At 68.5% G+C, this 26,234-nt stretch carries 26 protein-coding genes; 7 read left to right on the top strand and 19 right to left on the bottom strand.

What is annotated here, in order from left to right; translation table 11 throughout:
• Nucleotides 1-60: 60 nt before the first annotated feature.
• The 4 genes from AU193_RS20170 to AU193_RS20155 form a co-directional block, all read right to left on the bottom strand.
• Nucleotides 61-1,401: a pitrilysin family protein gene (locus tag AU193_RS20170; protein WP_082683089.1), complete on the bottom strand. Its 1,341-nt coding sequence runs from the start codon at nucleotides 1,399-1,401 to the stop codon at nucleotides 61-63.
• Nucleotides 1,379-3,652: a polyribonucleotide nucleotidyltransferase gene (locus AU193_RS20165; RefSeq protein WP_064424155.1), complete on the bottom strand. Its 2,274-nt coding sequence runs from the start codon at nucleotides 3,650-3,652 to the stop codon at nucleotides 1,379-1,381. The genes AU193_RS20170 and AU193_RS20165 overlap by 23 nt, the downstream gene beginning before the upstream one ends.
• Before the next feature lie 308 nt (nucleotides 3,653-3,960).
• The gene (gene rpsO / locus AU193_RS20160; protein WP_064424154.1) at nucleotides 3,961-4,230 is read right to left on the bottom strand and encodes a 30S ribosomal protein S15; all 270 of its coding nucleotides are present in this window, start codon (nucleotides 4,228-4,230) and stop codon (nucleotides 3,961-3,963) included.
• Between the two features lie 203 nt (nucleotides 4,231-4,433).
• Nucleotides 4,434-5,411, bottom strand: a complete 978-nt coding sequence (locus AU193_RS20155) for a bifunctional riboflavin kinase/FAD synthetase (protein WP_064424153.1) — start codon at nucleotides 5,409-5,411, stop codon at nucleotides 4,434-4,436.
• Nucleotides 5,412-5,494: 83 nt separating this feature from the next.
• Between AU193_RS20155 and mntR the strand changes: the two genes are divergently transcribed.
• Nucleotides 5,495-6,190: a manganese-binding transcriptional regulator MntR gene (gene mntR, locus AU193_RS20150; protein WP_064424152.1), complete on the top strand. Its 696-nt coding sequence runs from the start codon at nucleotides 5,495-5,497 to the stop codon at nucleotides 6,188-6,190.
• A 90-nt stretch (nucleotides 6,191-6,280) separates the two neighbouring features.
• On the opposite strand, the gene AU193_RS20145 is transcribed toward mntR, so the two are convergent.
• From AU193_RS20145 to AU193_RS20130, 4 genes are read right to left on the bottom strand one after another with little or no spacing between them, the layout of a single operon-like run.
• Entirely contained in the window at nucleotides 6,281-6,697 is a 417-nt protein-coding gene (locus AU193_RS20145) for a DUF6632 domain-containing protein (protein ID WP_064424151.1), read from the bottom strand.
• A 51-nt stretch (nucleotides 6,698-6,748) separates the two neighbouring features.
• Nucleotides 6,749-7,630 carry a tRNA pseudouridine(55) synthase TruB gene (truB, locus tag AU193_RS20140; RefSeq protein WP_064424150.1) on the bottom strand — a complete coding sequence of 294 codons (882 nt, stop codon included), beginning with the start codon at nucleotides 7,628-7,630 and terminating at the stop codon, nucleotides 6,749-6,751.
• Entirely contained in the window at nucleotides 7,627-8,307 is a 681-nt protein-coding gene (locus AU193_RS20135) for a 4'-phosphopantetheinyl transferase (protein ID WP_064424149.1), read from the bottom strand. Before AU193_RS20135 ends, truB begins: the two co-directional genes overlap by 4 nt.
• Nucleotides 8,304-9,260, bottom strand: coding sequence for a metallophosphoesterase (locus AU193_RS20130; RefSeq protein WP_064424148.1), 957 nt, complete (start codon nucleotides 9,258-9,260; stop codon nucleotides 8,304-8,306). The genes AU193_RS20135 and AU193_RS20130 overlap by 4 nt, the downstream gene beginning before the upstream one ends.
• Before the next feature lie 132 nt (nucleotides 9,261-9,392).
• Here AU193_RS20130 and AU193_RS20125 point away from each other — a divergent pair, with 132 nt between their 5' ends.
• On the top strand, nucleotides 9,393-9,965 hold the full coding sequence (locus AU193_RS20125; RefSeq protein WP_064424147.1) for a DUF3558 domain-containing protein: 573 nt from the start codon (nucleotides 9,393-9,395) through the stop codon (nucleotides 9,963-9,965).
• Nucleotides 9,966-10,051: 86 nt separating this feature from the next.
• Nucleotides 10,052-11,722 carry a CocE/NonD family hydrolase gene (locus tag AU193_RS20120; RefSeq protein ID WP_064424146.1) on the top strand — a complete coding sequence of 557 codons (1,671 nt, stop codon included), beginning with the start codon at nucleotides 10,052-10,054 and terminating at the stop codon, nucleotides 11,720-11,722.
• A gap of 10 nt (nucleotides 11,723-11,732) precedes the next feature.
• Here the strand turns inward: AU193_RS20120 and AU193_RS20115 are convergent, their stop codons facing one another.
• Both AU193_RS20115 and AU193_RS20110 read right to left on the bottom strand, forming a co-directional pair.
• On the bottom strand, nucleotides 11,733-12,293 hold the full coding sequence (locus AU193_RS20115) for a DUF1802 family protein (protein WP_064424145.1): 561 nt from the start codon (nucleotides 12,291-12,293) through the stop codon (nucleotides 11,733-11,735).
• Nucleotides 12,294-12,297: 4 nt separating this feature from the next.
• Nucleotides 12,298-12,579 (bottom strand): DUF2277 domain-containing protein, encoded by a 282-nt coding sequence (locus AU193_RS20110; protein WP_064424144.1) that lies wholly within the window; start codon nucleotides 12,577-12,579, stop codon nucleotides 12,298-12,300.
• A gap of 22 nt (nucleotides 12,580-12,601) precedes the next feature.
• Here AU193_RS20110 and AU193_RS20105 point away from each other — a divergent pair, with 22 nt between their 5' ends.
• Both AU193_RS20105 and AU193_RS20100 read left to right on the top strand, forming a co-directional pair.
• On the top strand, nucleotides 12,602-13,357 hold the full coding sequence (locus AU193_RS20105) for an enoyl-CoA hydratase (protein WP_064424143.1): 756 nt from the start codon (nucleotides 12,602-12,604) through the stop codon (nucleotides 13,355-13,357).
• A gap of 89 nt (nucleotides 13,358-13,446) precedes the next feature.
• The gene (locus AU193_RS20100) at nucleotides 13,447-14,025 is read left to right on the top strand and encodes a class I SAM-dependent methyltransferase (protein WP_064424142.1); all 579 of its coding nucleotides are present in this window, start codon (nucleotides 13,447-13,449) and stop codon (nucleotides 14,023-14,025) included.
• A gap of 76 nt (nucleotides 14,026-14,101) precedes the next feature.
• On the opposite strand, the gene AU193_RS20095 is transcribed toward AU193_RS20100, so the two are convergent.
• The 7 genes from AU193_RS20095 to rimP all read right to left on the bottom strand — a co-directional run bounded on the left by AU193_RS20095 (nucleotide 14,102) and on the right by rimP (nucleotide 21,769).
• The gene (locus AU193_RS20095) at nucleotides 14,102-15,445 is read right to left on the bottom strand and encodes an MATE family efflux transporter (protein ID WP_064424141.1); all 1,344 of its coding nucleotides are present in this window, start codon (nucleotides 15,443-15,445) and stop codon (nucleotides 14,102-14,104) included.
• Nucleotides 15,438-16,436, bottom strand: a complete 999-nt coding sequence (locus AU193_RS20090; protein WP_064424140.1) for a bifunctional oligoribonuclease/PAP phosphatase NrnA — start codon at nucleotides 16,434-16,436, stop codon at nucleotides 15,438-15,440. The genes AU193_RS20095 and AU193_RS20090 overlap by 8 nt, the downstream gene beginning before the upstream one ends.
• Complete coding sequence (gene rbfA / locus AU193_RS20085; RefSeq protein WP_064424139.1) at nucleotides 16,411-16,914, bottom strand: 30S ribosome-binding factor RbfA; 504 nt, start codon at nucleotides 16,912-16,914, stop codon at nucleotides 16,411-16,413. The genes AU193_RS20090 and rbfA overlap by 26 nt, the downstream gene beginning before the upstream one ends.
• A gap of 27 nt (nucleotides 16,915-16,941) precedes the next feature.
• Nucleotides 16,942-19,641, bottom strand: a complete 2,700-nt coding sequence (infB, locus tag AU193_RS20080) for a translation initiation factor IF-2 (RefSeq protein WP_064424138.1) — start codon at nucleotides 19,639-19,641, stop codon at nucleotides 16,942-16,944.
• Nucleotides 19,642-19,719: 78 nt separating this feature from the next.
• Entirely contained in the window at nucleotides 19,720-19,995 is a 276-nt protein-coding gene (locus AU193_RS20075; protein ID WP_371259261.1) for a YlxR family protein, read from the bottom strand.
• Between the two features lie 194 nt (nucleotides 19,996-20,189).
• Nucleotides 20,190-21,233 carry a transcription termination factor NusA gene (gene nusA / locus AU193_RS20070; protein ID WP_064424136.1) on the bottom strand — a complete coding sequence of 348 codons (1,044 nt, stop codon included), beginning with the start codon at nucleotides 21,231-21,233 and terminating at the stop codon, nucleotides 20,190-20,192.
• On the bottom strand, nucleotides 21,230-21,769 hold the full coding sequence (gene rimP, locus AU193_RS20065; RefSeq protein ID WP_064424135.1) for a ribosome maturation factor RimP: 540 nt from the start codon (nucleotides 21,767-21,769) through the stop codon (nucleotides 21,230-21,232). The genes nusA and rimP overlap by 4 nt, the downstream gene beginning before the upstream one ends.
• A 140-nt stretch (nucleotides 21,770-21,909) precedes the next feature.
• Between rimP and AU193_RS20060 the strand changes: the two genes are divergently transcribed.
• Both AU193_RS20060 and AU193_RS20055 read left to right on the top strand, forming a co-directional pair.
• Nucleotides 21,910-22,410: a hypothetical protein gene (locus AU193_RS20060; RefSeq protein WP_064424134.1), complete on the top strand. Its 501-nt coding sequence runs from the start codon at nucleotides 21,910-21,912 to the stop codon at nucleotides 22,408-22,410.
• The gene (locus tag AU193_RS20055; RefSeq protein WP_064424133.1) at nucleotides 22,407-22,874 is read left to right on the top strand and encodes a ferritin-like domain-containing protein; all 468 of its coding nucleotides are present in this window, start codon (nucleotides 22,407-22,409) and stop codon (nucleotides 22,872-22,874) included. Before AU193_RS20060 ends, AU193_RS20055 begins: the two co-directional genes overlap by 4 nt.
• 24 nt (nucleotides 22,875-22,898) lie before the next feature.
• Here AU193_RS20055 and AU193_RS20050 read toward each other — a convergent pair whose 3' ends face one another.
• Together AU193_RS20050 and AU193_RS20045 are read right to left on the bottom strand one after the other, a co-directional pair.
• Nucleotides 22,899-24,683, bottom strand: coding sequence for a proline--tRNA ligase (locus AU193_RS20050; protein WP_064424132.1), 1,785 nt, complete (start codon nucleotides 24,681-24,683; stop codon nucleotides 22,899-22,901).
• 27 nt (nucleotides 24,684-24,710) lie between these two features.
• Nucleotides 24,711-26,228 (bottom strand): MFS transporter, encoded by a 1,518-nt coding sequence (locus AU193_RS20045; protein ID WP_064424131.1) that lies wholly within the window; start codon nucleotides 26,226-26,228, stop codon nucleotides 24,711-24,713.
• Nucleotides 26,229-26,234 lie beyond the last annotated feature (6 nt).

Below are 26,234 nucleotides of genomic sequence, written 5' to 3'. Positions count from 1 at the left end.
CCCGGTCCCGAGGGGTGACCGGGCTACGCTGGCCCCCGGAATACCAGGTCAGAAGCGCGATCAGCCGGCGATGGCCCGAAGCGGCTGAGGTAGCGACCGTTTCGACCGAAGCGGGCCGAGCACGGCGCCACCGTACGGCCGTCGCAGAAGCCGGCGCGCGACGGCGTTGACCTCGTCGAGCGTCACGGCGTCGATCTTCGCCAACGTCTGGTCGATCGTGCGGTGTTCACCGAAGTGAAGTTCGCTGCGGCCGATCCGGTTCATTCGCGAGCCGGAATCTTCGAGGCCGAGGACCAGACCTCCGCGCAGGGATCCTTTCGCGATCCGGCACTCGGCTTCGGTGATCCCGTCGCGCGCCACCGCCTCGAGCACATCAGTCGTCACACGCGCGACCTCCCCGAACCGGTCCGGCAGGCAACCCGCGTACACCGACAGCGCTCCGCTGTCGGAGAAGGTGTCCACCGTCGAGTACACCGAGTACGCCAGCCCACGGGCCTCGCGAATTTCCTGGAACAGCCGCGAACTCAGTCCGCCACCCAGCGCCGTGTTCAACACGGACAACGCCCAGCGGTGCTCCCAGTGACGTCCCGGCGTGCGCACACCCAGCGTCAGGTGCGTCTGCTCGGAGTCCCGGTTCACCAGTTCGAGGCTCGGACGCCCACCTACCCGGCCGGCGCCCCTGCGAGGCGGCACCGGTGGGCGGCCACGAACCAGTCGCGCACCGAAGTACTCGCGCGCCAGCGACACCACGTCGTCGTGGTCGACGTTGCCCGCCACCGCGAGCACCATCCGCTCGGGGGTGTAGCGGCGAACGTGGAAGGAGTGCAGTTGGGCACGTGTCATCGAGGAGATCGAATCCACGCTGCCGATCACCGGACGCCCGACCGGATGCGAACCGAACATCGCGGCGAGGAACACGTCGCCGAGGGTGTCCTCGGGATCGTCGTCGCGCATCGCGATCTCCTCGAGCACGACGTCGCGTTCGACCTCGACGTCCTCGGCCGCGCACTGTCCGCGCAACACCACGTCGGCGACGAGGTCTACGGCCAACTCCAGATCGGAGTCGAGCACATGGGCGTAGTAGCAGGTGTGCTCGCGAGCGGTGAACGCGTTCAGCTCACCGCCGACCGCGTCGACGGCCTGCGCGATGCTCACCGCCGACCGGGTCGGCGTCGACTTGAACAACAGATGCTCGAGGAAGTGGGCCGCGCCCGCCACGCTCGGCCCCTCGTCGCGCGAACCGACGTTGACCCACAACCCGACCGACGCCGAATGCACCGACGGGATGTACTCGGTGACCACGCGCAGGCCACCGGGTAGCACCGTGCGACGCACTGCCTGCGATGATCTGTCGCCACCTCGCGCGTGGCGCAACGCCCTAACTGCTGGCCGCTGCGGCATCTGCCGGTGCGGCATCGGAATTGGACGCGGCCCCATCTTCTTGTTCGTCGACCAGGATCAGCGAGATCTTGCCGCGGTTGTCGATGTCGGCGATCTCCACGCGGAGTTTCTCGCCGACTTTGACGACGTCCTCGACCTTGGCGATCCGCTTGCCACGTCCCAGCTTCGAGATGTGAACGAGCCCGTCACGACCCGGCAGCAATGACACGAAAGCGCCGAAATCGGTTGTCTTGACGACGGTTCCGAGGAACCGCTCGCCGACCTTGGGCAGCTGCGGATTGGCGATCGCGTTGATGCGGTCGATCGCCGCCTGCGCCGACGGTCCGTCGGTCGCGCCGACGAACACCGTGCCGTCGTCCTCGATGGAGATCTGCGCACCGGTCTCCTCGGTGATCTGGTTGATGATCTTGCCTTTCGGGCCGATCACCTCGCCGATCTTGTCCACCGGCACCTTGATCGTGGTGATCCGGGGCGCGTACGGGCTCATCTCGTCGGGACGGTCGATGGCCTCGGCCATCACCTCGAGGATGGTCAACCGTGCGTCCTTGGCCTGCGACAGCGCGCCCGCAAGCACCTGGGACGGAATGCCGTCGAGCTTGGTGTCCAGCTGCAGCGCGGTGACGAACTCCTTGGTGCCTGCGACCTTGAAGTCCATGTCGCCGAACGCATCCTCGGCGCCGAGGATGTCGGTCAGCGCAACGAACCGGCGCTCGGCCTTTCCGTCGACTTCGATGTCGTCCGACACCAGGCCCATCGCGATGCCCGCGACCGGCGCCTTCAGCGGCACACCGGCGTTGAGCAGCGCGAGCGTCGAGGCGCACACCGAACCCATCGAGGTGGAACCGTTGGAGCCCAACGCCTCCGACACCTGGCGGATCGCGTACGGGAACTCCTCGATGCTGGGCAGCACCGGCACCAGGGCCCGCTCCGCCAGTGCGCCGTGGCCGATCTCGCGGCGCTTGGGCGAGCCGACGCGGCCGGTTTCACCGGTCGAATACGGCGGGAAGTTGTAGTGATGCATGTAGCGCTTGGTGGTCTCCGGCCCCAACGAGTCGATCTGCTGAGCCATCTTGATCATGTCGAGGGTGGTGATGCCCATGATCTGGGTCTCGCCGCGCTCGAACAGCGCGCTGCCGTGCGCCCGCGGGACCACCGCGACCTCGGCGCTCAACGCGCGGATGTCGGTGATACCGCGACCGTCGATGCGGAAGTGGTCGGTCAGGATGCGTTGGCGCACAAGCTTCTTGGTCAGCGAACGAAAGGCGGCGCCGACCTCCTTTTCGCGGCCCGCGTACTGCTCGGCCAGCCGCTCGAGCACCTCGGCCTTGATCTCGTCGGTGCGGTCGTTGCGCTCGGACTTGCCAGCGATGGTCAGCGCCTCCGACAGCGCGTCGGTGGCGACCGAGGCGACCGCGTAGTAAACGTCGTCGCCGTACTCGGGGAACACCGGGTACTCGCCGACCGGCTTGGCCGCCCGACCGGCCAGCTCCTGCTGAGCCTCGCACAGCACCTTGATGAACGGCTTGGCGGCCTCGAGGCCCTCCGCCACGACGGCCTCCGTCGGCGCCTGCGCGCCACCGGCGATGAGCTCCACGACGTTCTCGGTGGCCTCGGCCTCGACCATCATGATCGCGACCTCTTCGTCTTGGTCATCAGACCCCGCGACGACACGTCCGGCGACGACCATGTCGAAGACCGCCCGCTCGAGCTGCTCGACGGTGGGGAACGCGACCCACGTCCCGTCGATCAACGCGACGCGCACGCCGCCGATCGGACCGGAGAACGGCAGCCCCGCCAGCTGGGTGGACGCCGACGCGGCGTTGATGGCGAGCACGTCGTACAGATCCTTGGGATCCAGGCTCAGCACGGTGACCACAACCTGGATCTCGTTGCGCAGACCGTCGACGAACGACGGGCGCAGCGGACGGTCGATCAGCCGGCAGGTCAGGATCGCATCGGTCGACGGGCGGCCTTCGCGGCGGAAGAAGGAGCCGGGGATGCGTCCGGCCGCGTACATGCGTTCTTCGACGTCGACGGTCAGCGGGAAGAAGTCGAAGTGGTCCTTGGGGTTCTTGCTGACGGTGGTCGCCGACAGCAGCATCGTCTCGTCGTCGAGGTAGGCGACGGCGGACCCGGCGGCCTGCTGGGCCAGCCGGCCGGCTTCGAAACGGATGGTGCGGGTGCCGAAGCTCCCGTTGTCGATCACGGCGGTCGCTTCGTACACGCCGTCTTCAATCTCAACTACAGACATGGGTGTCCGTATGGCCTCTCTGGTTCAGTGTCTCCACTGTCTGGCTGTTTTGCGTCGTCACAGCGCTTGAACCACGGGCCCCGATGCGGCTACGGCCATCGATCGAAGCTGCCGGCAGTCTTCCGGCAGCCACTACCGAAGACCGCGCGATCGAGCAGGTCCTGGTTATGACACGCGGGGACGATGCTCGCGGAGCTGCGAAAACCGCACCCTGGTCGTTCGTGCCGAAGTGGCAGTCGAACGAAGCCATCGTACTCTGCGGCGAGTACGCGACCGAAATCCCGGCGCACGTTCTCGCCGGTCCGACGTCAGCGACGCAGGCCGAGTCGCTCGATCAGCGTGCGGTACCGCTGGACGTCGACCTGAGCGACGTACTTCAGCAGTCGGCGCCTGCGGCCGACGAGCAGCAGCAGACCGCGCCGCGAGTGGTGATCGTGCTTGTGGACCTTCAGGTGCTCGGTGAGGTCGGTGATCCGCTTGGTCAGCAGCGCGACCTGCGCCTCGGGCGAGCCGGTATCGGTGTCATGCAGTCCGTACTCGCTCAGGATCGACTTCTTCTCTTCGGCGGTGAGCGCCACGAAACAACTCCATCTTTCTCAGTCCGCGGGAATGGGGTGGGTGGCCCCGGGAAGGCGCGGCCGCCGCGAACTGCAGCACACGCCCGGTCGGCAGGCAGTTTAACAGCGGCGACTCCGCAGCACGAAATCCGCCGAGCGCTCACCGGTGTCCGCCTGTTGGCGCACCGTCCTGGGGTTTTGTATCCGAGATTGAGCGCTCGGCGTCAGCGAGCCAAGATGGCGCGGGCATGCTCGGTGTCGCGGCCCATCTGCTCGACCAGATCGTCGACGTCGGCGAACTTCTCCTGGCCGCGCAGCCGGGCCACGAAGTCGACGGCCACATGCTGGCCGTACAGGTCGGCGGTGGTGTCGAGCACGAACGCCTCGACGGTGCGGGTACGCCCGGAAAACGTCGGATTGGTCCCCACCGAGACGGCCGCCGGGTACCGCTCACCCGGGATCACGCTGCCCGCGACCGGTCCGTGGCCGAGCACGGTGAACCACCCCGCATAGACACCGTCAGCAGGGATCGCCGAGTACATGGGCGGTGCCACGTTGGCGGTCGGGAAGCCCAGCGCTCTGCCCCGCCCGTCGCCGCGCACCACGACGCCCTCGACGCGATGCGGGCGGCCCAACGCCTCGGCGGCGGCGACCACGTCGCCCGCGTCGACGCAGGACCGGATGTAGGTCGAGGAGAAGGTGACGGTCACGTCCCTGGTGTCGGCCACCTCGGAAACCAAGGTCATGCCCTCCACGGCGAAGCCGAACCGTTCGCCGGCCTGGCGCAAGAGGTCGACGTTGCCCGTCGCCTTCTTGCCGAAGGTGAAGTTCTCCCCCACCACGACCTCCACCACGTGCAATCGCTCGACCAGAAGCTCGTGGATGTAGCGCTCCGGCGTCAGCTTCATGAAGTCGGCCGTGAACGGCATGACCAGGAAGACGTCGATGCCGAGTTCCTCGACCAGTTCGGCGCGCCGGGTCAGCGTCGTCAGCTGGGCCGGATGGCTACCCGGGAAGACGACCTCCATCGGGTGGGGGTCGAAGGTCATCAGCACCGTCGGCACTCCCCGCGACCGGCCCGCCTTGACCGCGTGGTTGATCAGCTCCTGGTGCCCGCGATGCACACCGTCGAAGACCCCGATGGTGAGTACGCATCGGCCCCAGTCCGTCGGGATCTCATCTTGTCCCCGCCAGCGCTGCACGAGGGCAAGCCTACGGCGCGTCAGGCGTCCCGCGCGTCGCCGGATCCCCCGGAGAAGGTGAGTATTGCCTAAACTTTCTGATTGTGAATCCTGCCGGCGATGCGCGTGACCTGACGACGGTTGCCCAGGACTACCTGAAAGTCATCTGGACCGTTCAGGAGTGGTCGCAGGAGAAAGTGAGCACGAAGCTGCTGGCGGAACGCCTCGGCGTGTCGGCCAGCACCGCCTCGGAGTCGATCCGCAAGCTCGCCGACCAGGGACTGGTCAATCACGAGAAGTACGGCGCGGTGACGTTGACCGAGGCAGGCCGCGCCGCCGCCCTGGCGATGGTGCGCAGGCACCGGCTGATGGAGACGTTCCTCGTCCGCGAGCTGGGCTACAGCTGGGACGAGGTCCACGACGAAGCCGAGGTGCTCGAACACGCGGTGTCGGACCGGATGCTCGACCGCATCGACGCCAAGCTCGGGCACCCAACCCGCGATCCGCACGGCGATCCGATCCCGGCCGCCGACGGACGCGTTCCCACTCCGGACGCGCGCCAATTGTCGGCCTGCCACGACGGCGACCGGGGCACGATCGCGCGCATCTCGGACGCCGACCCCGAGATGCTGCGGTACTTCGACAGTGTCGGCATCAACCTGGACTCGCGGCTTCGGGTCGTGGCCCGGCGCGACTTCGCGGGCATGATCTCGGTGGCCATCGAATCGGCAGACGGCGACGACACCACCGTCGATCTGGGAAGCCCTGCCGCAGAAGCGATCTGGGTGGTCGCGAGCTAGCTGGTTTGTGACCCCGTGGCGGACCACTTCGACGAGAGACCCGCCGCCGGATGTCCGCCTCGGCTGCACATTCGGCGCCGCGGACGCCGGTCAGCCTCGTTGCGAGGCGGCGGGCTGTTGCTCGGACATCTCGAGGCCGGAAGCCCGCACGAGCACCGCCAGTACGATCGCGACCACCAGCAGTGCGGGCACATCGCCCAGCAGATGCCCGGTCTGGTGTTCGCCGCGCAGCGACTGCACCGCCATGATGACGGCGTGGACGACGCTGGACCACACCGTGAACCAGATCAGGCTCAGATGAGCGCGTGGGTTTCGCGCCGCCCACACCAGGAACACGCCGAGGGTGGCGTAGAGCCCGACGATCATCATGAAGTAGTCGGAGTGGTGCGGCGGTCCCGGATGCCACGCCCATCCTGACGGCCACACCACGGCAAGCGGATACAGGCAGAGGGCGACCACGCCGAACACGCCCAGCGCGATTTGAAGCGCCTTGTACGGAGACGCCATTTTCGGCTCCCATCTCTAGGACGGCGCCAGTATGCGCCCGGATGCGCTGGCCTACAAGATCGCCGGACGCAACACGACGACCGACTTCGTGCGAGCCGACCGGTCTTCCAGCAGCGCGATGACCTGACCGTCCTGAGCTGTCGCGGCGTAGATCCCGTCGATTCCCGCCGGTGTCACGGGTCGTCCATGCCTCACGTCATCGGCCTCATGCGCGGTCAGGTCCCGGCGCGGAAACGTCAGAAGACATGCGGTGTCGAGGGTGTACGACAGTCGTGGTGTTTCGGCGAGCTCGTCGAGCGTGCGCGCCTCGGTCAACCCGAAACCGCCGACTCTGGTGCGGCGCAACACCGTGAGATGCCCACCGACTCCCAGCGCCGCACCGAGATCGCGGGCCAGTGCGCGGATGTAGGTGCCGCTGGAGCATTCCACCTCGACGTCGACGTCGATGACGCCGGGTTCGCGTCGTACCTCGAGCACCGCAAAACGGTCGATACGCACGCGGCGGGGCGCCAACTCGACAGCCTGACCCTCGCGCGCGAGTTTGTAGGCACGTTGCCCGCCGATCTTGATCGCGCTCACCGCCGACGGAATCTGGTCGATCTCGCCCAATAGGTCGGCGACCGCCCGGTCGATGTGCTCGTCACCGACAGCGTCGGCCGAAACATGCTGCAGCACCACGCCTTCGGCATCGTCGGTCGAGGTCGTCTGGCCGAGCCGGATGGTCGCCGAGTACGACTTGTCCGTCGCAGTCAGCAATCCGAGGATCTTGGTGGCGCGATCGATGCCGACGACCAGAACGCCGGTCGCCATCGGATCGAGGGTCCCGGCGTGCCCGACCTTGCGGGTCCCGAACAATCTCCGGCACCGGCCGACGACGTCGTGGCTCGTCATGCCGGCGGGTTTGTCGACGATGACCAGACCCGCCTCGGTCATAGCACGATCGCGGTCAACGCCAGCCCGTCGCGGACCGACCAGCGGCCGGTCAGGTTTTCCAGTGGGGGTCCGTGCATCGCCGCCGGGTCGATCAGAATTCTGGAGACGAAACCGCCGGCAGTACCGCTGTCGTCGACGTCGAAGACGATGTGCGCGTCCTCGAAGCCGAGCCACCGGTGAGTCACCGGGAACCACGCCTTGTAGGTTGCCTCCTTGGCGCAGAACAGGATCCGGTCCCAGTGCAGGCCGCCCGGCAGCTGCGTGAGTTCGGTTCGCTCGGCGGGCAGGCTGATCGCGTCGAGCACACCGTCGGGCAGCACAGCGTGCGGTTCGGCGTCGATGCCCACCGACCGCACCTCGGCCCGTCTGCCGACCACAGCGCCGCGATAGCCCTCACAGTGAGTGAGGGATCCCACGACACCGTCGGGCCAGCACGGTTCGCCCTTCTCCCCCTTCAGAATCGGCACCGGGCCGACACCGAGCTCGGCGAGCGCCTGCCGCGCGCAGTGCCGCGCCGTGATGAACTCGTTGCGCCGCTTGGCCACGGATCTGGCGATCAGTGGCTCTTCCTCGGGAAGCGGCATGAGGTCCGGCGGATCGCGATAGACCTCGGCCGCGGCCAGCCCGGTCGTCGTCGCCGGCAGCACACCGGACAGCAGTGAAGCGGCGACCGTCATCGCGAGAGCTGCCTGTCGCGGATCCGTTGCTGCATCTTCTGGGCGTTCTCCCGCATCTCCTGGGTGATCTGGAAGTGGCCGCCGAATTCGTTGAGGTATCCGGGCGGGTACTGCGGGTCCGGCAGGATCTGGCGCATCCAGCGAAACGGCTTGCGGCGCCGCCACTCTCGCGGATAGCCGACCGACACCTCCTCGAACCGCACGCCGTCGTACCACGTCGTGCGCGGGATGTGCAGGTGCCCGTAGACCGAGCACACCGCGTTGTACCGGGTGTGCCAGTCGGCGGTGGCGGTGGTGCCGCACCACAGCGAGAACTCCGGGTAGAACATCGCGTCGCAGGGTTCGCGCACCATCGGGAAGTGGTTGACCAGCACCGTCGGCGTCATCCAGTCGAGGTCCTCGAGTCTTCTGCGGGTGTAGGTCACCCGATCGCGACACCACGCATCTCGGGTGGCGTAGGGTTCGGCGGACAGTAGGAACTCGTCGGTGCCGACGACGTTGCGCTCGCGCGCGATGGCCAGTCCCTCCGCCTTGGTGGCCGCACCGGCCGGCAGGAACGTGTAGTCGTACAGCAGGAACATCGGCACGATCGTGGCCGGGCCGCCCTCCTCGGTCCACACCGGGAACGGATGTTCCGGCGTGACGATGCCCATCTCGTCGCACATGTTGACCAGGTAGTCGTAGCGGGCCTTGCCGAAGATCTGCATCGGATCGCGGTTCGTGGTCCACAGCTCGTGGTTGCCCGGGATCCAGATGACCTTGGCGAACCGCTTGCGCAGCAGATCCAGCGCCCACCGGATCTCGTCGGTGCGTTCGGCGACGTCACCGGCGACGATCAACCAGTCGTCGGGCGAGGCCGGATGCAGCGACTCGGTCACGGGTTTGTTGCCTGTGTGACCCGTGTGCAGGTCGCTGATCGCCCACAGGGTGGGTCGTCGGCCGTCGCGTGTCACAACTGACCAGGGTACTTAACCGGATGCCGGCCGCGTGCCCGGCAACTAGAACAGGTTCTTGTTTCCTCCTCGGGCGCCGGCAGCGGCCCGCTACACTCCCCGCAGGGTCGGACCGACGAACGAAGGGGTGAGATGCTCGCCAAGCTGCGCTTGGTCTCGGCACTGTGCGCACTGATCGCCGCGGTGATGGTGGTGTGGCAGGCCGGCCCCGCGGGCGCCCCGCATGTGGTGGATGCCGACGACATACCGATGACGAATGTCACGACGTCGATCAAGTGGCCCGTCATCGACATCACCGACCCGTCCCCGTTCAACCCGTGCAAGCAGATCCCGCTCGAGGCGGTGCAGGCGCTCGGTCTGGCGTTCACCCCGCCGACGCCCGAGGATCAGCTGCGGTGCCGATACGACGCGGGGAACTACCAGTTGGCCGTCGAGGCGATCGTCTGGCGTACTTACGAACAGACGCTGCCCGCCGACGCGGTTCAACTCGACATCGACGGCCACCGCGCGGCGCAGTACTGGATCATGAAGCCGACCGACTGGAACAACCGGTGGTGGATCACCTGCATGATCGCCTTCGACACCAGCTACGGCGTGCTGCAGCAGTCGCTCTTCTACTCGCCGATCTACTCCGAGCCCGACCCCGACTGCATGCAGACCAATCTGCAACGCGCCCACGAGCTGATTCCGCACTACGTGTTCTGATCAACCGGAGCGTGATCGATGCGGTTGACAGCCGAGTGACACGGGCGATCGACCGCGGCGGCATCCATTCTGCGTAGCCTCGTGAGGTGACCGCATCCTCCGTCGCCGCCCCGTCGCCATCCCGATCGAAGGTCAAGCAGCTCACCGGACGCGCCGTGTCACGACTGCTGCGGCTGCCGCCGCACACCACCGACTTCACGATCGAGAAGGTTCGCGTGCCGATGCGAGACGGTGTCGAGCTGCGCGCCGATCACTACGCCCCCACGACGGCGGACCCCGCGGGCACGCTGCTGGTTCGCTGCCCCTACGGCCGGGACTTCCCCTTTTCCGCGCTCTACGGACGCGTCTACGCCGCGCGCGGCTACCACGTCGTGCTGCAGAGTGTGCGCGGCACGTACGGCTCCGGCGGCGAATTCGATTCGATGGTCAACGAGATCGCCGACGGCGCCGACACCGTCGAGTGGCTGCGCCGTCAGGAGTGGTTCACCGGCTCGTTCGCCACGATCGGATTGTCGTATCTGGGCTTCACGCAGTGGGCTCTGCTCACCGACCCGCCGCCGGAGATGAGGGCGGCGGTGATCACCGTCGGCCCGCACGACGTCAGCGGGCCGCGCTGGGGCCCCGGCTCGTTCGCGCTGAGCGACTTCCTCGGCTGGAGCCACCTGGTCGCCAATCAGGAGGACCCGAACAGGGTCCGGACGCTCGTGCGACAGCTGCGGTCGCGGCGCCGGGTCGCCCGCGCATTGAACCGGCTGCCCGCCGGTGAGGCGGGCCGCAAGCTGCTGGGCTCGGGCGCGCCGTGGTGGGAATCCTGGCTCGATCACCCCGATGCGGACGATCCGTTCTGGACAGCGCTGAACCTGCGCCGGGCACTGGACACCGCCGAGGTGCCGGTGTTGCTGATCAGCGGCTGGCAGGACCTCTTCCTGGAGCAGACCATCACCCAGTACCGGCGGCTGCATGAGCGCGGAGTCGAGGTCGGGCTGACCGTCGGCCCGTGGACGCACTTCCAGCTGATGAACAGGGCCGCGCCGGCCGCGATCCGCGAGACGCTCGATTGGGTGGGCACCCATCTCAGCGGCGCCGACAGCAACCGACACCAGCCGGTGCGCATCTTCGTCAACGGCGGCGGCTGGATCGACCTGCCCGAGTGGCCGCCGGCGATGCCCGAGGTGGTGCGCTACCTGCAACCGGGCGGTCGCCTCGGCGACGCCGTGCCGCCGGAGACCGCTTCGCCGTCGACGTTCACCTACAACCCGGCGAATCCGACGCCGACGGTGGGCGGCCGCCTGCTGTCGCCGGAGGCCGGATATCGCAAGGACACCCGCCTGGCTCAGCGTGCCGATGTGCTGAGCTTCACCGGCGACCGTCTGCCCACCGACCTGTACGTGGTCGGGGCGCCGGTCGTGGAGCTCTCGCACTCCTGCGACAACCCGTACAACGATCTGTTCGTCCGCGTGAGCGAGGTAGACGCAAAGGGACGCTCGCGGAACGTGAGCGACGGATATGTATGCGCCACAACTGATTCCGGTCCGGTACGCATCGAACTCGATCCGGTCGCACACCGCTTTCGCGCCGGTTCACGGATCCGGGTGCTCGTGGCGGGCGGGTCGCACCCCCGGTTCGCCCGCAACCTCGGTACCGGCGAACCGCTCGGTACGGGCAGCAATCTCGCGTCGGCCACCCACACGGTGCACCTCGGCGACGGCGCGTCGCGGCTGGTGCTGCCCGCCGGACCGCAGCCACCCGGCGGCTGAGAGGCGCGGGTCAGCCCACCGAACAGCGCACTCGCTCGGCGATCTCGCGCAGCGTGGCGTGGTCGTGCACCGGAGATGCCCATTCGGGGTCGACCGGCAGCTGCAGCCAGCTGGTGCACCCCGCGTACTCGGGGGTGCGTTCGAGCCGCAGTGGTCTCACCAGCGGGCTGGCCTGGACGACCAGAGCGGTGAGCCGATGCTTGGGGCGGAAATCGAGCCGCTCGGCGCGTACCGATGCCTCGGTCCAAATATGCAGGGGCGCAATCTCTTCGAGCGCCTCCGGCCGGTTGACCTCGACCGCGGCGACGACGCGGGCGCCGGCGCGGATCACCACCGCGTCCTCGGTGCTGTCGGCGGCCGCCACGTCGAGCAGATCGCGATGCTCCGGGCGCACCCGCTCGGCGTGGCTGTGCGCGACCGTCGGAAACAGCAGGAAACGCGACGCCGTGACCGCGAACCGCTTCTCGTGGATGCCGCCTTTGCGCAGCAGCACGGTTTGCCTGCCGTCCAACAGCGCATGAACGGCGGCGCTCCACTCTTTGAGCGCGGGCTGCGTCAGCGTCGTCGTCATCGGGCTATGTCGCGGCCGCCGCTTTGCCCTCTAAGCGGGCCCGCACCTCGGGTCGGCGCAACGGCGGCACCGTCTTCGGCGGCTGACGTCGGGGCGGCAGGGATGTCAGCAGACGCTGGGTGATGGCGGTGACCTCCGCGACGGCGGCCTCGAAGGCGTCGGCATTGGCCGCGGTCGGCCGGGTGATGCCGCTGACCTTGCGGATGTACTGCCGCGCGGCGGCCTCGATCTCCTCGCCGGTCGCCGCCGGTTCGAGCCCGCGTAGCTCGGTGATGTTTCGGCACATGGCTCCACGATAGGTTCGTCGGGTGACTGACGACATCCTGCTGATCGACACCCGCGACCGGGTGCGCACCCTGACCCTCAATCGGCCACAGTCGCGCAACGCGCTGTCGGCCGAGCTGCGCAGGCGGTTCTACCGCGCCCTGGGCGAGGCGCAGGACGACGACGACGTCGACGTCGTGATCGTCACCGGCGCCGATCCGGTGTTCTGCGCGGGTCTGGATCTCAAAGAGCTCGGCGACACCACCGAGCTGCCCGACATCTCGCCGAAGTGGCCGCCGATGAGCAAGCCGGTGATCGGCGCGATCAACGGTGCGGCGGTCACCGGCGGTCTCGAGATCGCGCTGTACTGCGATGTGCTGATCGCCTCCGAACAGGCCCGGTTCGCCGATACGCATGCGCGGGTGGGGTTGTTGCCGACGTGGGGACTCTCGGTGCGGTTGCCACAGAAGGTCGGCGTCGGTATGGCCCGCCGGATGAGCCTGACCGGTGACTACCTGTCGGCCGAGGAAGCGCTGCGAACCGGGTTGGTCACCCAGGTGGTGCCGCACGCCGAGCTGATGCCGACGGCCCGGCAGGTCGCGGCCTCCATCGTCGGCAACAACCAACGGGCGGTGCGCGCGCTGCTGGCGTCGTATCACCGCATCGACGAGGCGCAGACCAACGAGGGGTTGTGGATCGAGGCGGCGTCGGCGCGCGAGTGGATGCGCACGACCAGCGGGGACGACATCGCCGCCAACCGCGACGCCGTCTTCGAGCGCGGCCGCTCCCAAGTCCGCTGACGCCTCCGCCTCGTTCGCGCGACGGTGCGTGTCCGCACCCGACACGCCGCGGATTTACAGCACTTTGCGCACGCTCATAGGCTGCGAGCGTGAACGAAGCGCATGAGTACTGCGGCAGCGACGAATGGCGACAGCTGATCCGCGAGGTGATTCTGCCGTGGGCGTTGGGTGAGATCGACCTCGGCGACGACGTACTCGAGGTCGGCCCCGGCTACGGCGCCACCACCGATGTGCTGTGCGGATCGGCGGGCCGGCTGACGTCGGTGGAGATCGACGACGAACTTGCGGCGATGCTGACCGCTCGCTTCGCCGATGTCCCGACCGTCGAGATCGTGCGCGGCGACGCGACCGCGCTGCCCTACGATGATGACCGCTTCACCGGCGCAGCGTGTTTCACGATGCTGCACCACGTCCCCAGCGCCGAACTCCAGGACCGGCTGTTCGCCGAGGTCGCCCGCGTGCTGCGGCCCGGAGCGGCGCTGGTGGCCAGCGACAGCCTCGGCAGCGACGCGTTGGCCGTCGCACACGAGGGCGACACCTACAACCCTATTGATCCTGCGACACTGCCGGATCGGTTGACGGCGGCGGGATTCGGCGATGTCCGAGTCAAGACGACGGAGTTCGGCTGGGCCGCGATAGCGCGGGCCCGCGCCTCGCGCGGACGCTGACGCCCCGCGAGCGTCCACATTCCACCAGTTCTTTGCGGCATGTCGTGTACAGACACGGGCGCTCGCATCAAGGAGGTCAAGCCGTTCCGGGGATCAGCCAGCGGCCCGAGAAAGCGCGCCAGCCCACGAACACCAACCGCAGCACCATGAACGTCGACAGCCCCGCCCAGATGCCCCGCAACCCCCAGCCGAACGCGAGCGACAGCCAGATCAGCGGCAGGAAGCCCACCAGCGCACTGGCGAGCGTCGCGTTGCGCATGAACTTCGCGTCGCCGGCGCCCAGCAGCACACCGTCGAGCGCGAAAACGATTCCGGCAACCGGCAATTGGGCCACCATGAACCACCACGGCACCGCGATCGCGTCGAGCACCGACCGGTCGTCGGTGAACACGCTCGGGAACACCGAGGCGCCGACCGCGAACACGGCCGAGAGCACGGTCGAGGCCAATGTCGAGAAGATCGTCACCCGCCACGCCACCGACTTGGCGTGGGACAGCTGTCCGGCCCCCAGAGCCGCGCCGACCAGCGATTGGGCGGCGATGGCCAGCGAATCCAACACCAGCGCAAGGAAATTCCACAACTGCAGTACGACCTGATGTGCGGCGACGGCGGCTGCCCCGAACCGGGCCGCGACGGCGCCCGCGGAAACGAAGCAGGCCTGAAACGCCAGTGTCCGCAACATCAGGTCGCGACCCATCACCACCTGCGCGCGCAACACCTCGGGGTGCAGCCGCAACGGCACCCGTTCGATCAACAGCGCGCGGCAGAACAACGCGGCGGCCACCCACTGCCCCACCAGGTTCGCGACGGCCGACCCGGGTAGCCCGAGCCGCGGCATCCCCAGCCAGCCGTACACCAGCAGCGGGCACAGCAGCGCCGACACCGCGAACCCGAAAACGACGAACTTCAGGGGCCGCACGATGTCCTGCACCCCGCGCATCCACCCGTTGCCCGCCGCCGACACCAGGATCGCCGGCACGCCGATGATCGCGATACGTACCCATGACAGCGCTTCGTCGGCGATCTCTCCGCCGTCGGATGCCCCCGCCAGTGCCGACACCAGCGGCACCGCGAACACCTGCACGGCCGCGACGATCACCGCGCCCAACCCCAGCGCCAGCCACGTGGCCTGCACGCCTTCCCCAACCGCCGCAGCGCGGTCCCCGGCGCCGAAGAACCGCGCGGAACGGGCGGTGGTGCCGTAGGCCAAGAACGTCATCTGCGAACTCAGGGTGGTCAGGATGAGCCCGCCGATCGCCAGCCCGGCCAGCGCCAGAGCGCCCAACCGGCCGACCACCGCGATGTCGAACAACAGGTAGATCGGCTCGGCGGCCAGCACTCCGAGCGCGGGCACTGCCAGCCCGGCGATCCGGCGGCCGGTCACCGGAGCGTCCGGCGGCTCCGTTCCGGGCTCAGCCAAGGGCGGTGTGCAGTGCCTTCACCACGTCCTCGGCGGACCCGGTGGCCGAGTATCCAGCGGCCAGGCGGTGACCACCACCGCCGAACCCGCTCGCGACCGGCGACAGGTCATAGGACTTGGCCCGCATCGACACCGACCAGTGCCCAGGCTCGATCTCCTTGAACACCGCGGCCACCTCGGCCTCTTCGGTGGTGCGCACGATGTCGACGATGCTCTCGACTTCCTCGGGCCGCGCATTGACCCACTCGTTGTGCTCGACCACCGCGTACACCAGGCCACGGCCAACGGCAGCATCCGGCAGCAGTTGCGCCGAGGACAGCACCCGCGACAGCATCGGCAGCCAGGCGTACGGATGCGTGTCCAGCAGGGTCCGGCTGATGCCGGCGTTGTCGACGCCGAGCTCGACGAGGCGCGCCGCCAGCCGGTGCGCGCGCGGGGTCGCCCACCGGAACGAGCCGGTGTCGGTCGTCAGACCCGCGTACAGGCAGTGCGCGACACCGATGTCGATCGGCTTGTCCCACGCGTCGAGCAGGTCGGCCACCAGCATCGTGGTGGAGTCCGCCGAAGCATCGACGTAGTTGGCGGTGCCGAAGAGCTGGTTGGAGGCGTGGTGGTCGATGACCAGGGTCTCGCGACCGTCGTCGACGAGGCCGCGCAGCGCACCGAGGCGGTTCACGCTGGGGATGTCGACGGTGACGACCAGGTCGGGGTCGCGGCGCATCTCATCGGGCCCGACGAGGAGATGACCGCCGGGCAGCGTCTGCAGCGATTCGGGCAGGTTCTCCGGCGCCGCGAAGCTCACCTGGACGCTCTTGCCCACCTGGTCGAGCACCAGCGCCAGTGCCAAGCCGGCACCGATGGTGTCGGCGTCGGGATAGACGTGGCAGACCACTCCGACCGAGGCGGCCGCTGACAGCAGTTCGGCTGCGCGGTGGGCGTCGACACGATCGCCCACTTCCAGGGCGTCAGTCGTCTTGTCGATCGCGGTCACCGCTGTCCTCAGAGTCGTCGGGCCCCCCGGCTACTGCCTCGCCCTCCACCTCACTGACACGGTACGGGTCCGCATCGCCGGCGTGCTTGGCACCTTGCCGAACTCTCGCCAAATCCTCATCCGCGGCCCGAGCCCGCGCCAGCAGTTCCTCCATCTTGACCGCGGCGTCGGGAACGGTGTCGCGCTCGAACGCGAGCGTGGGCGTGAAGCGAACACCCAGGCTCGCACCCACTTTGGAGCGCAGCACACCTTTGGCCTTCTCGAGCGCAGCCGCTGCCCCGCCGTAATCCGGCTCGTCGGACAGCGACGCGCCGAGCACCGTGTAGTACAGCGTCGCGTCGTGCAGATCGTTGGTGACCTTGGCGTCGGTGATCGTCACACCGGCCAGCCGCGGATCCTTGATCTCGTATTCGATCGCCGAGGCGACGATGGTGGAAATGCGTTTGGCCAGTCGCTTCGCCCGTGCGGGGTCAGCCACCGTGCCTCCCGAAGCACGCGCGGCCCACTACGTGCGCTCCTTCTCGACGAGCTCGTACGTCTCGATGACGTCGCCCTCCTTGATGTCGGAGTACGTCAGCGTCAGACCGCATTCGTAACCCTCGCGGACCTCGGTGACGTCGTCCTTCTCCCGGCGCAGCGACGACACGGTGAGGTTCTCGGCCACCACGACGTTGTCGCGCAGCAGCCGGGCCTTCGCGTTGCGTCGCATGATCCCGGACTGAACGAGGCAGCCGGCGATATTGCCGACCTTCGACGACCGGAAGATGGCGCGGATTTCGGCGCGCCCGAGTTCGCGCTCCTCATAGATCGGCTTGAGCATGCCCTTGAGCGCACTCTCGATCTCGTCGATCGCCTGGTAGATCACCGAGTAGTAGCGGATCTCCACGCCCTCGCGGTTGGCCAGCTCGGTGGCCTTGCCCTCCGCGCGGACGTTGAAGCCGATGATGATCGCGTCCGAGGCCGACGCCAGGTTGACGTTGGTCTCGGTGACGCCGCCGACGCCGCGGTCGATGACCCGCAGCTCGACTTCGTCGTCGACCTGGATGCCCAGCAGGGCCTCCTCGAGCGCCTCGACCGTACCGGCGTTGTCGCCCTTGAGGATCAGGTTCAGCTGGCTGGTTTCCTTCAGGGCCGAATCCAGATCCTCCAGGCTGATCCGCTTGCGGCTGCGGGCGGCCATGGCGTTGCGCTTGCGGGCGCTGCGCCGGTCGGCGATCTGACGCGCGATGCGGTCCTCGTCGACGACGAGAAAGTTGTCACCGGCGCCGGGCACCGACGTGAAGCCGATGACCTGAACGGGCCGCGACGGCAGCGCCTCGGCGACGTCTTCGCCGTGCTCGTCGACCATGCGCCGGACCCGGCCGTACGCATCGCCGGCCACCACCGAGTCGCCGACCCGCAGCGTGCCGCGCTGAACCAGCACGGTGGCCACCGGGCCGCGACCGCGGTCCAGGTGCGCCTCGATCGCCACACCCTGGGCCTCCATGTCCGGGTTGGCCCGCAGGTCCAGGGCCGCATCGGCGGTCAGCACCACCGCTTCCAGCAGCGCGTCGATGTTGGTGCCCTGCTTGGCGGAGATGTCGACGAACATCGTGTCGCCGCCGTAGTCCTCGGGAATCAGGCCGTATTCGGTGAGCTGACCGCGGATCTTGGCCGGGTCGGCGCCTTCCTTGTCGATCTTGTTGACCGCGACCACGATCGGCACTTCGGCCGCCTGCGCGTGGTTGATGGCCTCGACCGTCTGCGGCATCACGCCGTCGTCGGCGGCGACCACCAGAATCGCGATGTCGGTGGCCTTCGCACCACGCGCACGCATGGCGGTGAACGCCTCGTGACCCGGGGTGTCGATGAACGTGATCGGCCGGACGGTGCCGTCGAGGTCGACCTCGACCTGGTACGCGCCGATGTGCTGGGTGATGCCGCCGGCCTCGGCCTCGCGGACGTTGGCCTGGCGGATGGTGTCCAGCAGTCGGGTCTTGCCGTGGTCGACGTGGCCCATGACCGTAACGACCGGAGGGCGCTGTTCGAGGTCCTCTTCGCCGCCTTCGTCCTCGCCGTAGGTGAGGTCGAACGACTCCAGCAGTTCGCGGTCCTCGTCCTCCGGGGAGACGACCTGAACTTTGTAGTTCATCTCGCTGCCGAGCAGTTCGAGGGTGTCGTCGCCGACGGATTGCGTCGCGGTGACCATCTCGCCGAGGTTGAACAGCGCCTGCACCAGCGCGGCCGGGTTCGCGTCGATCTTCTCGGCGAAATCGCTCAGCGAAGCGCCGCGGGCCAGCCGGATGGTCTCACCGTTGCCGTGCGGCAGCCGGACGCCACCGACGACCGGCGCCTGCATGTTCTCGTATTCGGCGCGTTTCGCCCTCTTCGACTTGCGTCCGCGCTTGGGCGCGCCGCCGGGACGGCCGAACGCACCGGCGGCACCGCCGCGCTGGCCGGGCCGGCCACCGCCGCCGCGACCACGGAAGCCGCCACCGGCCGGAGCGCCGCCGCCACCACCGCGGTAGTTACCGCCAGCACCGCCGCCGCCAGCGCCGGGGCGGGCGCCCTGACCCGCACCGGGACGGGGACCGCCACCGGGACCGGGCCGAGGACCGCCACCGGGACGCGGCGGCCGGGGTCCGCCGGGGCGCGGCGGCATGTTGCTCGGGGACATGCCCGGACGCGGGGCACCGGGCCGCGGGCCCCCGGGGCCGGGCCGGGGACCTTGGGGACGCGGGATCGCGCGATCCACCGGCTGCTGCGAGGAGAACGGGTTGTTGCCGACCCGCGGCACACGCGGAGCGGGCTTGGGCGCGCTCGGCGACGGACCCGGCCGCGGACCGGGACGGGCCCCAGGGGCGGCGGGTGTGGCTGACGGGGCGGCGGCCGCCGCGGGCGAAGCGACAGAGGGAGCCTCGGCGGGGGGAGCCGCAGGTTTGGGCGCGGGCGCCTTCGCGGGCTCCTTCGGAGCGGGGCTCTTGGCAGGCGCGGCCGGCGCAGCCGTCGACGAGGCAGCCGCCGAACCGTTGCCGTCGGATTTGACCTTCTCGGCGGCCTGCTTGCCGCCGCCGAAGGATTCGCGCAACCGGCGCGCCACCGGGGCCTCCACAGTGGAGGACGCGGACTTGACGAATTCGCCCTGTTCGCTCAGACGAGCGAGAACTTCCTTGCTGGTGACACCGAGTTCCTTGGCCAACTCGTGTACACGGGCCTTACCTGCCACTACATCTCCATCTCTAGAGGCGTCAGCGGTGGTAGGCGCCGCGCCTCGGGTTAGCTATGACGCATGGTCATCGGGACTTCACGGTGTGCTCATGTTCTTCGCTACCTGTTCTGTTGCCGAGGGGTCGGGCGGGTCCGCACTGCTGAGAGTGCCGACATACTCGATCACCGCGGATACGTCCGGTGAACCGGTGATACGCAGCGCTCGACCGAACGCTCGCCGACGAATCGCCACCTCGAGACACTGTGGAGTGGGGTGCAGCCACGCACCCCGCCCCGGCAGCTTTCTCGCCGGGTCAACGGTGACGGTGCCGAGAGAATTCCCAGCCCCATCGACGTTGCCGACAGCGACCACCCGAAGCAGTTCGACGGCCAGCTCTCGTTTCCGGCAACCCACGCAGGTCCGCACCGGTCCGACAGGATCGTCGGGGCTGCGTCGTTGCGCCGAAGCCGAAGTCTCGCGCTGGATCACAGGTGAGTCTACCGTCACTGCCGCTGGTATTTGAAATGGCTGCGCTGGTCGGCGTGGACGCGTGCGCCGGCGACCGCTTACCTGTCTCCCACGGCACCGCGTGCGGCGTCCTGGCCGGGCTCGGTGGTGCCCGCGGGGGGTGCGTCGCTGCGGATGTCGATGCGCCAACCGGTGAGCCGAGCCGCCAGCCGCGCGTTCTGCCCTTCCTTGCCGATGGCCAGCGACAGCTGGAAGTCGGGTACGACGACGCGGGCCGCCCGTGCGGCCTCGTCGATGACCGTCACCGAGACCACCTTGGCCGGTGAAAGCGCGTTGGCGACGAACTTCGCCGGATCGGGGTCGTAGTCGATGATGTCGATCTTCTCGCCGGACAGTTCGCTCATCACGTTGCGCACACGCTGACCCATGGGCCCGATGCAGGCGCCCTTGGCGTTGAGCCCCGGCACCCTCGAGGTGACCGCGATCTTCGAGCGGTGACCGGCTTCCCTGGCGACCGCAACGATCTCGACGGAGCCCTCGGCGATCTCGGGAACCTCCAGCGAGAACAGCTTGCGCACGAGGTTCGGGTGCGTGCGCGACAGCGTGATCAACGGCTCACGTGCGCCGCGGCTGACACCGACGACATAGCAGCGCAACCGGTCCCCGTGTTCGTAGCGCTCACCGGGAACCTGCTCGGCGGCCGGGATGACGCCTTCGGATCCTTTGGTCTCGCTGCCCATGCGGACCACGACGAGGCCGCGGGCGTTGGCCCGCGCATCGCGCTGGATCACCCCGCCCACGATGTCGCCCTCGCGGGCCGAGAACTCGCCGTAGGTCTTCTCGTTCTCGGCGTCGCGGAATCTCTGCAACATGACCTGGCGCGCCGTCGTCGCGGCGACGCGGCCGAATCCCTCTGGGGTGTCGTCCCATTCGGTGATCGTGTTGCCGTCCTCGTCCACCTCGGACGCGATGACCTTGACCTCGCCGGTCTTGCGGTCGATTTCGATACGTGCCTCGGCGGCATGACCCTCGGTGTGTCGATACGCGGTCAGCAGTGCCGATTTGATGGTCTCGACGAGTTCGCCCACCGGAATTCCGCGGTCGACCTCGATGGCGTGTAGTGCGGCCATGTCGATGTTCACGCCGGCGCCTCCTTCCCAGATCGGCCGACCAGCTCCAGCTCTCGCGGGTTGGGAGGCGAGAATTCAACTTGCACAACAGCTTTCGAGATGCCGTCCAGCGGTAACTCGCGGACGGAGAAGTTGGCCTGCCGGCCGGCCCGCACCACCAAACGCACCACGCCGTCGTGGATTTCACCGAGTCTGCCGGTCAGCTGCGAGCCGTCGGACAATGTCAGCTCGACCTTGCGGCCGCGCGCCCGCCGGTAGTGCTTCTCGGCGGTCAGCGGCCGGTCCACCCCTGGTGAGGTGACCTCGAGTACGTAAGGTGCCGATCGCGCATCGACCTCATCGAGTAGCGCGGAGGCAGTACGGGACAGTCGGGCGATCGAATCGAGGTCGAGGCCGTCGTCCCCGTCGGCCACCACCGTGATGCGCGGCGGACGCGCGGCCGGGTCGACGATCACGTCCTCGATTTCATAACCCGCGCGCGCGAACTCGCCGTCGAGTAGCTCGATCACCTCTTTCTGCGACGGCAATCCCGCAGAACGCTCCGTCACGGCGAGCTCCTCGTCTTGAGTTGTCCGGACTCGATCCCGGCGACACACCCTGGAACCGACACTCCACGATACGCCAGCACCGCGGCGGTAAACGCCAAACGAACAGCGATGCGGGCCGAGCGCAATGGCAAGATGTTGTCGTGCCGAGCCCCCCGCCGACCATCAGCAGGAGACGCGTATTGACCTCGGCGGCGGCGCTGGCGCTGCTGGGCGGGACCGTGGCGGCCTGCGGCTCACCGCCCCCACCGCCCGAGGTCGACGAACTCGCTGCTCAACTCGACCGCGCGCGTGCAGACAGCCAGCTGGCCACCGATGCCGCGGCTAACGAACACGGTCCCGTCGCGGAGGCGCTGACGGCGGTGGCAGCCGAACGAGCCGCGCATGCCCAGGCGCTGTCCGACGAGTTGGTCCGGTTGCGCGGCGACGAGGCTCCCACGTCCACTCCGACCAGCACGACCGCCGAGCCGGCGAAGCCGCCCACCGCCAAGGACACCGTCAACGCGCTGCGGGCATCGGCGTCGAGCGCCACCGAGCTCGCGGCCAAGCTCTCCGGCTACCGCGCGGGACTCGTCGCGTCGATCGCCGCGGCGTGCACCGCCGCGCACACGGTCGCCCTGGCCGGATCGGAGAAGACGCGATGACATCGCCGGAGCCCACCCCGACGCGACCGCCGAACCCCGCGGACGGCGCACTCTACGATGCGGTCGCCACCGAACACGCGACCATCTACGGCTACGGAATCGTTTCGGCGCACTCCACGCCCGAAGACAACTGGCTGGTGTCCAAGGCCATGGCCGAGCACCGCGAACGCCGCGAGGCCGGGCTGAAGATGCTGGAAGAGCGGTCGATCGCGGGCCCGCTACCCGCGGCGGGATATCAGCTGCCGATGGAGGTCAACACCCCCACCGACGCGGCCAAGCTCGCGGTGCGAATGGAGGAGGACGTCGCGGTCGCGTGGCGCGCGGTGGTCGAGCAGGCCACTTCTGAACAGGAGCGTGCCTTCGGCGTGACCGCGCTGACGCAGTCTGCGGTGGCGGCCGCGCGGTGGAGTCAGATCCTCGGTACGACGCCGGTCACCGTCGCATTCCCGGGCGGCAGCGAGTAGCCCCTCGAGCCGCCGAGCGTGGGCTTAAGGCACGCTCCCACCGCCGTTGTGCGGGTAACCCACGTTCGACGGCGCCAACGCCGCCGCGATGTCCGCTGACGCTGAGTCGACGGCGATCTCGCGGGTCTCACCGGTGAACCGGTTGCGCAGCTCGACCACACCGTCGGCCCAGCCGCGGCCGACGACGACGAGCCACGGCACACCGAGCAGTTCGGCGTCCTTGAACTTCACCCCGGGCGAGGCGGTGCGGTCGTCGAGCAGCACGTCGACCCCGCGCCGATCCAACTCGCCGGCCAGTTCTTCGGCCCCGGCGCGTGCCGCCGCGTCCTTGTTCGCGATGACGAGGTGGACGTCGAACGGTGACACCTCCGCCGGCCAGCGCAGGCCGAGCTCGTCGTGGTGTTGTTCGGCGATGACGGCGACCAGCCGTGACACCCCGATGCCGTAGGAGCCCATGGTCAACCGGACCGGCTTGCCGTCCTCGCCGAGCACGTCGAGCTCGAACGCGTCGGTGTATTTGCGGCCCAGCTGGAAGATGTGGCCGATCTCGATACCGCGCGCGCTCACCAGCGGCCCGGCCCCGTCCGGCGACGGATCGCCGTCGCGCACCTCGGCGGCCTCGATCGTGCCGTCGGCGACGAAGTCGCGACCCGCGACCAGGCCGACGACGTGCTTGCCGGGTTCGTCGGCGCCGGTGATCCACGACGTGCCGTCGACCACGCGAGGATCGACCAGATACCGAATCCCGTTGGCCAGCAATGCCTTCGGGCCGATGTACCCCTTGGCGAGATACGGATACCTGGCGAAGTCGTCGTCGTCGAGCAACGCGTACTCGGCCGGTTCGAGCGCGGCGCCCAGTCGTTTGTCGTCGACCTCCCGATCGCCGGGCACACCGATGCCCAGCAGCTCCCACTCACCGCCGGGCACGCGGGTCTTGAGCATCACGTTCTTCAGGGTGTCGGCCGCGGTGACGGTGCGGTCGAGCGTCTCGTTGGCCCAGTCGACCAGCGTGGCGATCGTCGGGGTGTCCGGCGTGTCGTAGACCTTGGCGTCCGGGTGGCCATCGACGGGCAGCGGGTTCGGGGCGGCGGTGGTCACCGCTTCGACGTTGGCGGCGTAGCCCGACTCCAAACAGCGCACGAACGTGTCCTCGCCGATCTCGCTTTCGGCCAGGAACTCCTCGGACGCGCTGCCGCCCATCGCACCTGAGACGGCCGAGACGATGACGTAGCGCACGCCCAGCCGGTCGAAGATCCGCTGGTAGGCCTCGCGGTGGGCCAGATACTGGGCTCGCAGTCCGTCGTCGTCGACGTCGAACGAGTACGAGTCCTTCATCACGAACTCGCGGCCGCGCAGGATTCCCGCCCGCGGCCGCGCCTCGTCGCGGTACTTGGTCTGGATCTGGAACAGCACCAGCGGAAAGTCCTTGTAGCTGCTGTACTCGCCCTTCACCGTCATGGTGAAGAACTCTTCGTGCGTCGGGCCGAGCAGGTAGTCGTTGCCGCGTCGGTCCTGCAGGCGGAACAGCGCGTCGCCGTACTCGGTCCAGCGGTTGGTCGTTTCGTACGGGGCCCTGGGCAGCAGCGCGGGAAACAGGATCTCCTGCCCACCGATAGCGGACATCTCGGCGCGGACGACGTTCTCGATGTTGCGCAGCACCCGCAGCCCCAGCGGCAGCCAGCTGTACAGGCCGGGTCCGACCGGCCGGATATAGCCGGCGCGGATCAGCAGTTTGTGGCTGGGCACTTCGGCGTCGGCCGGGTCGTCGCGCAGGGTGCGCAAGAACAGTTCCGACATGCGGGTGATCACAGCCGACAACCTTACTGACCGTCCGGGCTACAGCTCGCCGGCCTCCACGGCTTCCTTCGTGTGCTGTGCGGAGGCGATCTGACGCGACGAGAAGCCGATGAAGAAGGCGGCGACGCCGACCAAAACCGCGACGCCTGCCACCCACAGCAGCGAGTACGTATAGCCGTAGCCCAGCGCGTCGAGCTCGGCCGGCGACATGTCCTTGACCGGTCCGGTGGTGCCGCCCAGGTACAGCGTGCGCGAGGTCTGCACCGCCTGGATCACGACGAGCACCAACGGGCCGCCGAGGTTCTGCACCATCAGCGTGATCGACGACACCGGGCCGATCTCACCGGGACCCACCCCGGCGATCGCGCACAGCGGCAGGATCACCGCGATGGCCCCGATCCCGAAGCCGCCGACGACAATCGGCGCGAACAGGTCCGGAAAGTACGGGATGCTGCGGTCCAGCGTCGACCCGTACAGCATCGCGCCGAGGACGAACAGGCCGCCGCCGAGAATCAGCCAGCGCGGCGCGACACGCGGGGCGAGCCGGGCGGCCACCGCGGTGCCCACCCCGAAGGCGAGCGCGAACGGGATGAAGCCGATGCCCGCCTCGAGCGCCGAATAGCCCAGGACGTCCTGCACCAGCAGCCCGATCATCACGGTCAGCGTGAGCAGCACGCCGCCGGCGAGGAACAGCGCGATGAAGGTCATGACCCGGTTGCGATTGTCGAACACCGAGAACGGCACGATCGGGTGCTGGGCGGTGCGTTCGACGAGCAGAAAGCCGATGAAGAAGAGCGCCGCTGCTATCGCGGCGCCGAAGACCAGCGGGTCGGTCCAGCCGCGCGGCGGGCCCTGGGTGAAGACGAGCACTGCCGCCGAGCAGCCCAGCGTCGCCAACAGCGCTCCGGCGACGTCGAGTTTCAGCCGCTCGTGGTGTGTCTCGGCGAGGTGGAAGACCGCGATCGTGATGATCGCGATGCCGATCGGCACGTTGATCAGAAACGCCAGCCGCCAGGAGATCACCGTCAAAGCGCCACCGAGTACCAGGCCGAGTACAGAGCCGATGCCCTGCATGGCCGCCGATATCGCCAACGCCCGGTTACGCGCCTGGCCGACCGCATACGTCGTCGCGATCAGCGCGAGCCCGGTTGGTGCGGCCACCGCCGCGCCCGTGCCCTGCACGGCGCGGGCGACGATCAGCGTGACGGGATCGGTGGCCAACCCGCATACCAGGGACGCGATGGTGAACACCCCGACGCCGGAGAGGAACGCGCGCTTGTGACCGATCGCGTCGCCGACGCGGCCACCGAGCAGCAGCAGTCCGCCGAACGCCAGGACATAGGCGGTGATCACCCAGCTCTTGCTCGCGTCGGTGAGTCCGAGGTCCGCCTGCATCCGGGGCAGCGCGACGATGACGATTGTGCCGTCGAGCGTCGACATGAGCTGCATGCCGGTGATCGCGATGATCGCCGGCCCCAGAACCGACTTCGCGAGCGGTAGCGCCGCGGGAGGCACGGAACGATCCGTCGACTCGGAGGACCCACCGACGGCAGACATGGACAG

Origin of the sequence: Mycobacterium sp. GA-1285 (genome assembly GCF_001499905.1) — a bacterium.
In the GTDB taxonomy this organism is placed as follows: Bacteria; Actinomycetota; Actinomycetes; order Mycobacteriales; family Mycobacteriaceae; genus Mycobacterium.
The sequence above is the reverse complement of the archived record's forward strand: the minus strand, read 5'-3'. Positions and strand labels throughout refer to the sequence as shown.

Coding starts and splice junctions, on each gene's coding strand:
- AU193_RS20170 (WP_082683089.1), bottom strand. CDS start 1,401: ATGCCGCAGCGGCCAGCAGTTAGGGCGTTGCGCCACGCGCGAGGTGGC.
- AU193_RS20165 (WP_064424155.1), bottom strand. CDS start 3,652: ATGTCTGTAGTTGAGATTGAAGACGGCGTGTACGAAGCGACCGCCGTG.
- AU193_RS20145 (WP_064424151.1), bottom strand. CDS start 6,697: ATGGCGTCTCCGTACAAGGCGCTTCAAATCGCGCTGGGCGTGTTCGGC.
- truB (WP_064424150.1), bottom strand. CDS start 7,630: ATGACCGAGGCGGGTCTGGTCATCGTCGACAAACCCGCCGGCATGACG.
- AU193_RS20135 (WP_064424149.1), bottom strand. CDS start 8,307: ATGACGGTCGCCGCTTCACTGCTGTCCGGTGTGCTGCCGGCGACGACG.
- AU193_RS20125 (WP_064424147.1), top strand. CDS start 9,393: ATGCTCGCCAAGCTGCGCTTGGTCTCGGCACTGTGCGCACTGATCGCC.
- AU193_RS20115 (WP_064424145.1), bottom strand. CDS start 12,293: ATGACGACGACGCTGACGCAGCCCGCGCTCAAAGAGTGGAGCGCCGCC.
- AU193_RS20110 (WP_064424144.1), bottom strand. CDS start 12,579: ATGTGCCGAAACATCACCGAGCTACGCGGGCTCGAACCGGCGGCGACC.
- AU193_RS20055 (WP_064424133.1), top strand. CDS start 22,407: ATGACATCGCCGGAGCCCACCCCGACGCGACCGCCGAACCCCGCGGAC.
- AU193_RS20045 (WP_064424131.1), bottom strand. CDS start 26,228: ATGTCTGCCGTCGGTGGGTCCTCCGAGTCGACGGATCGTTCCGTGCCT.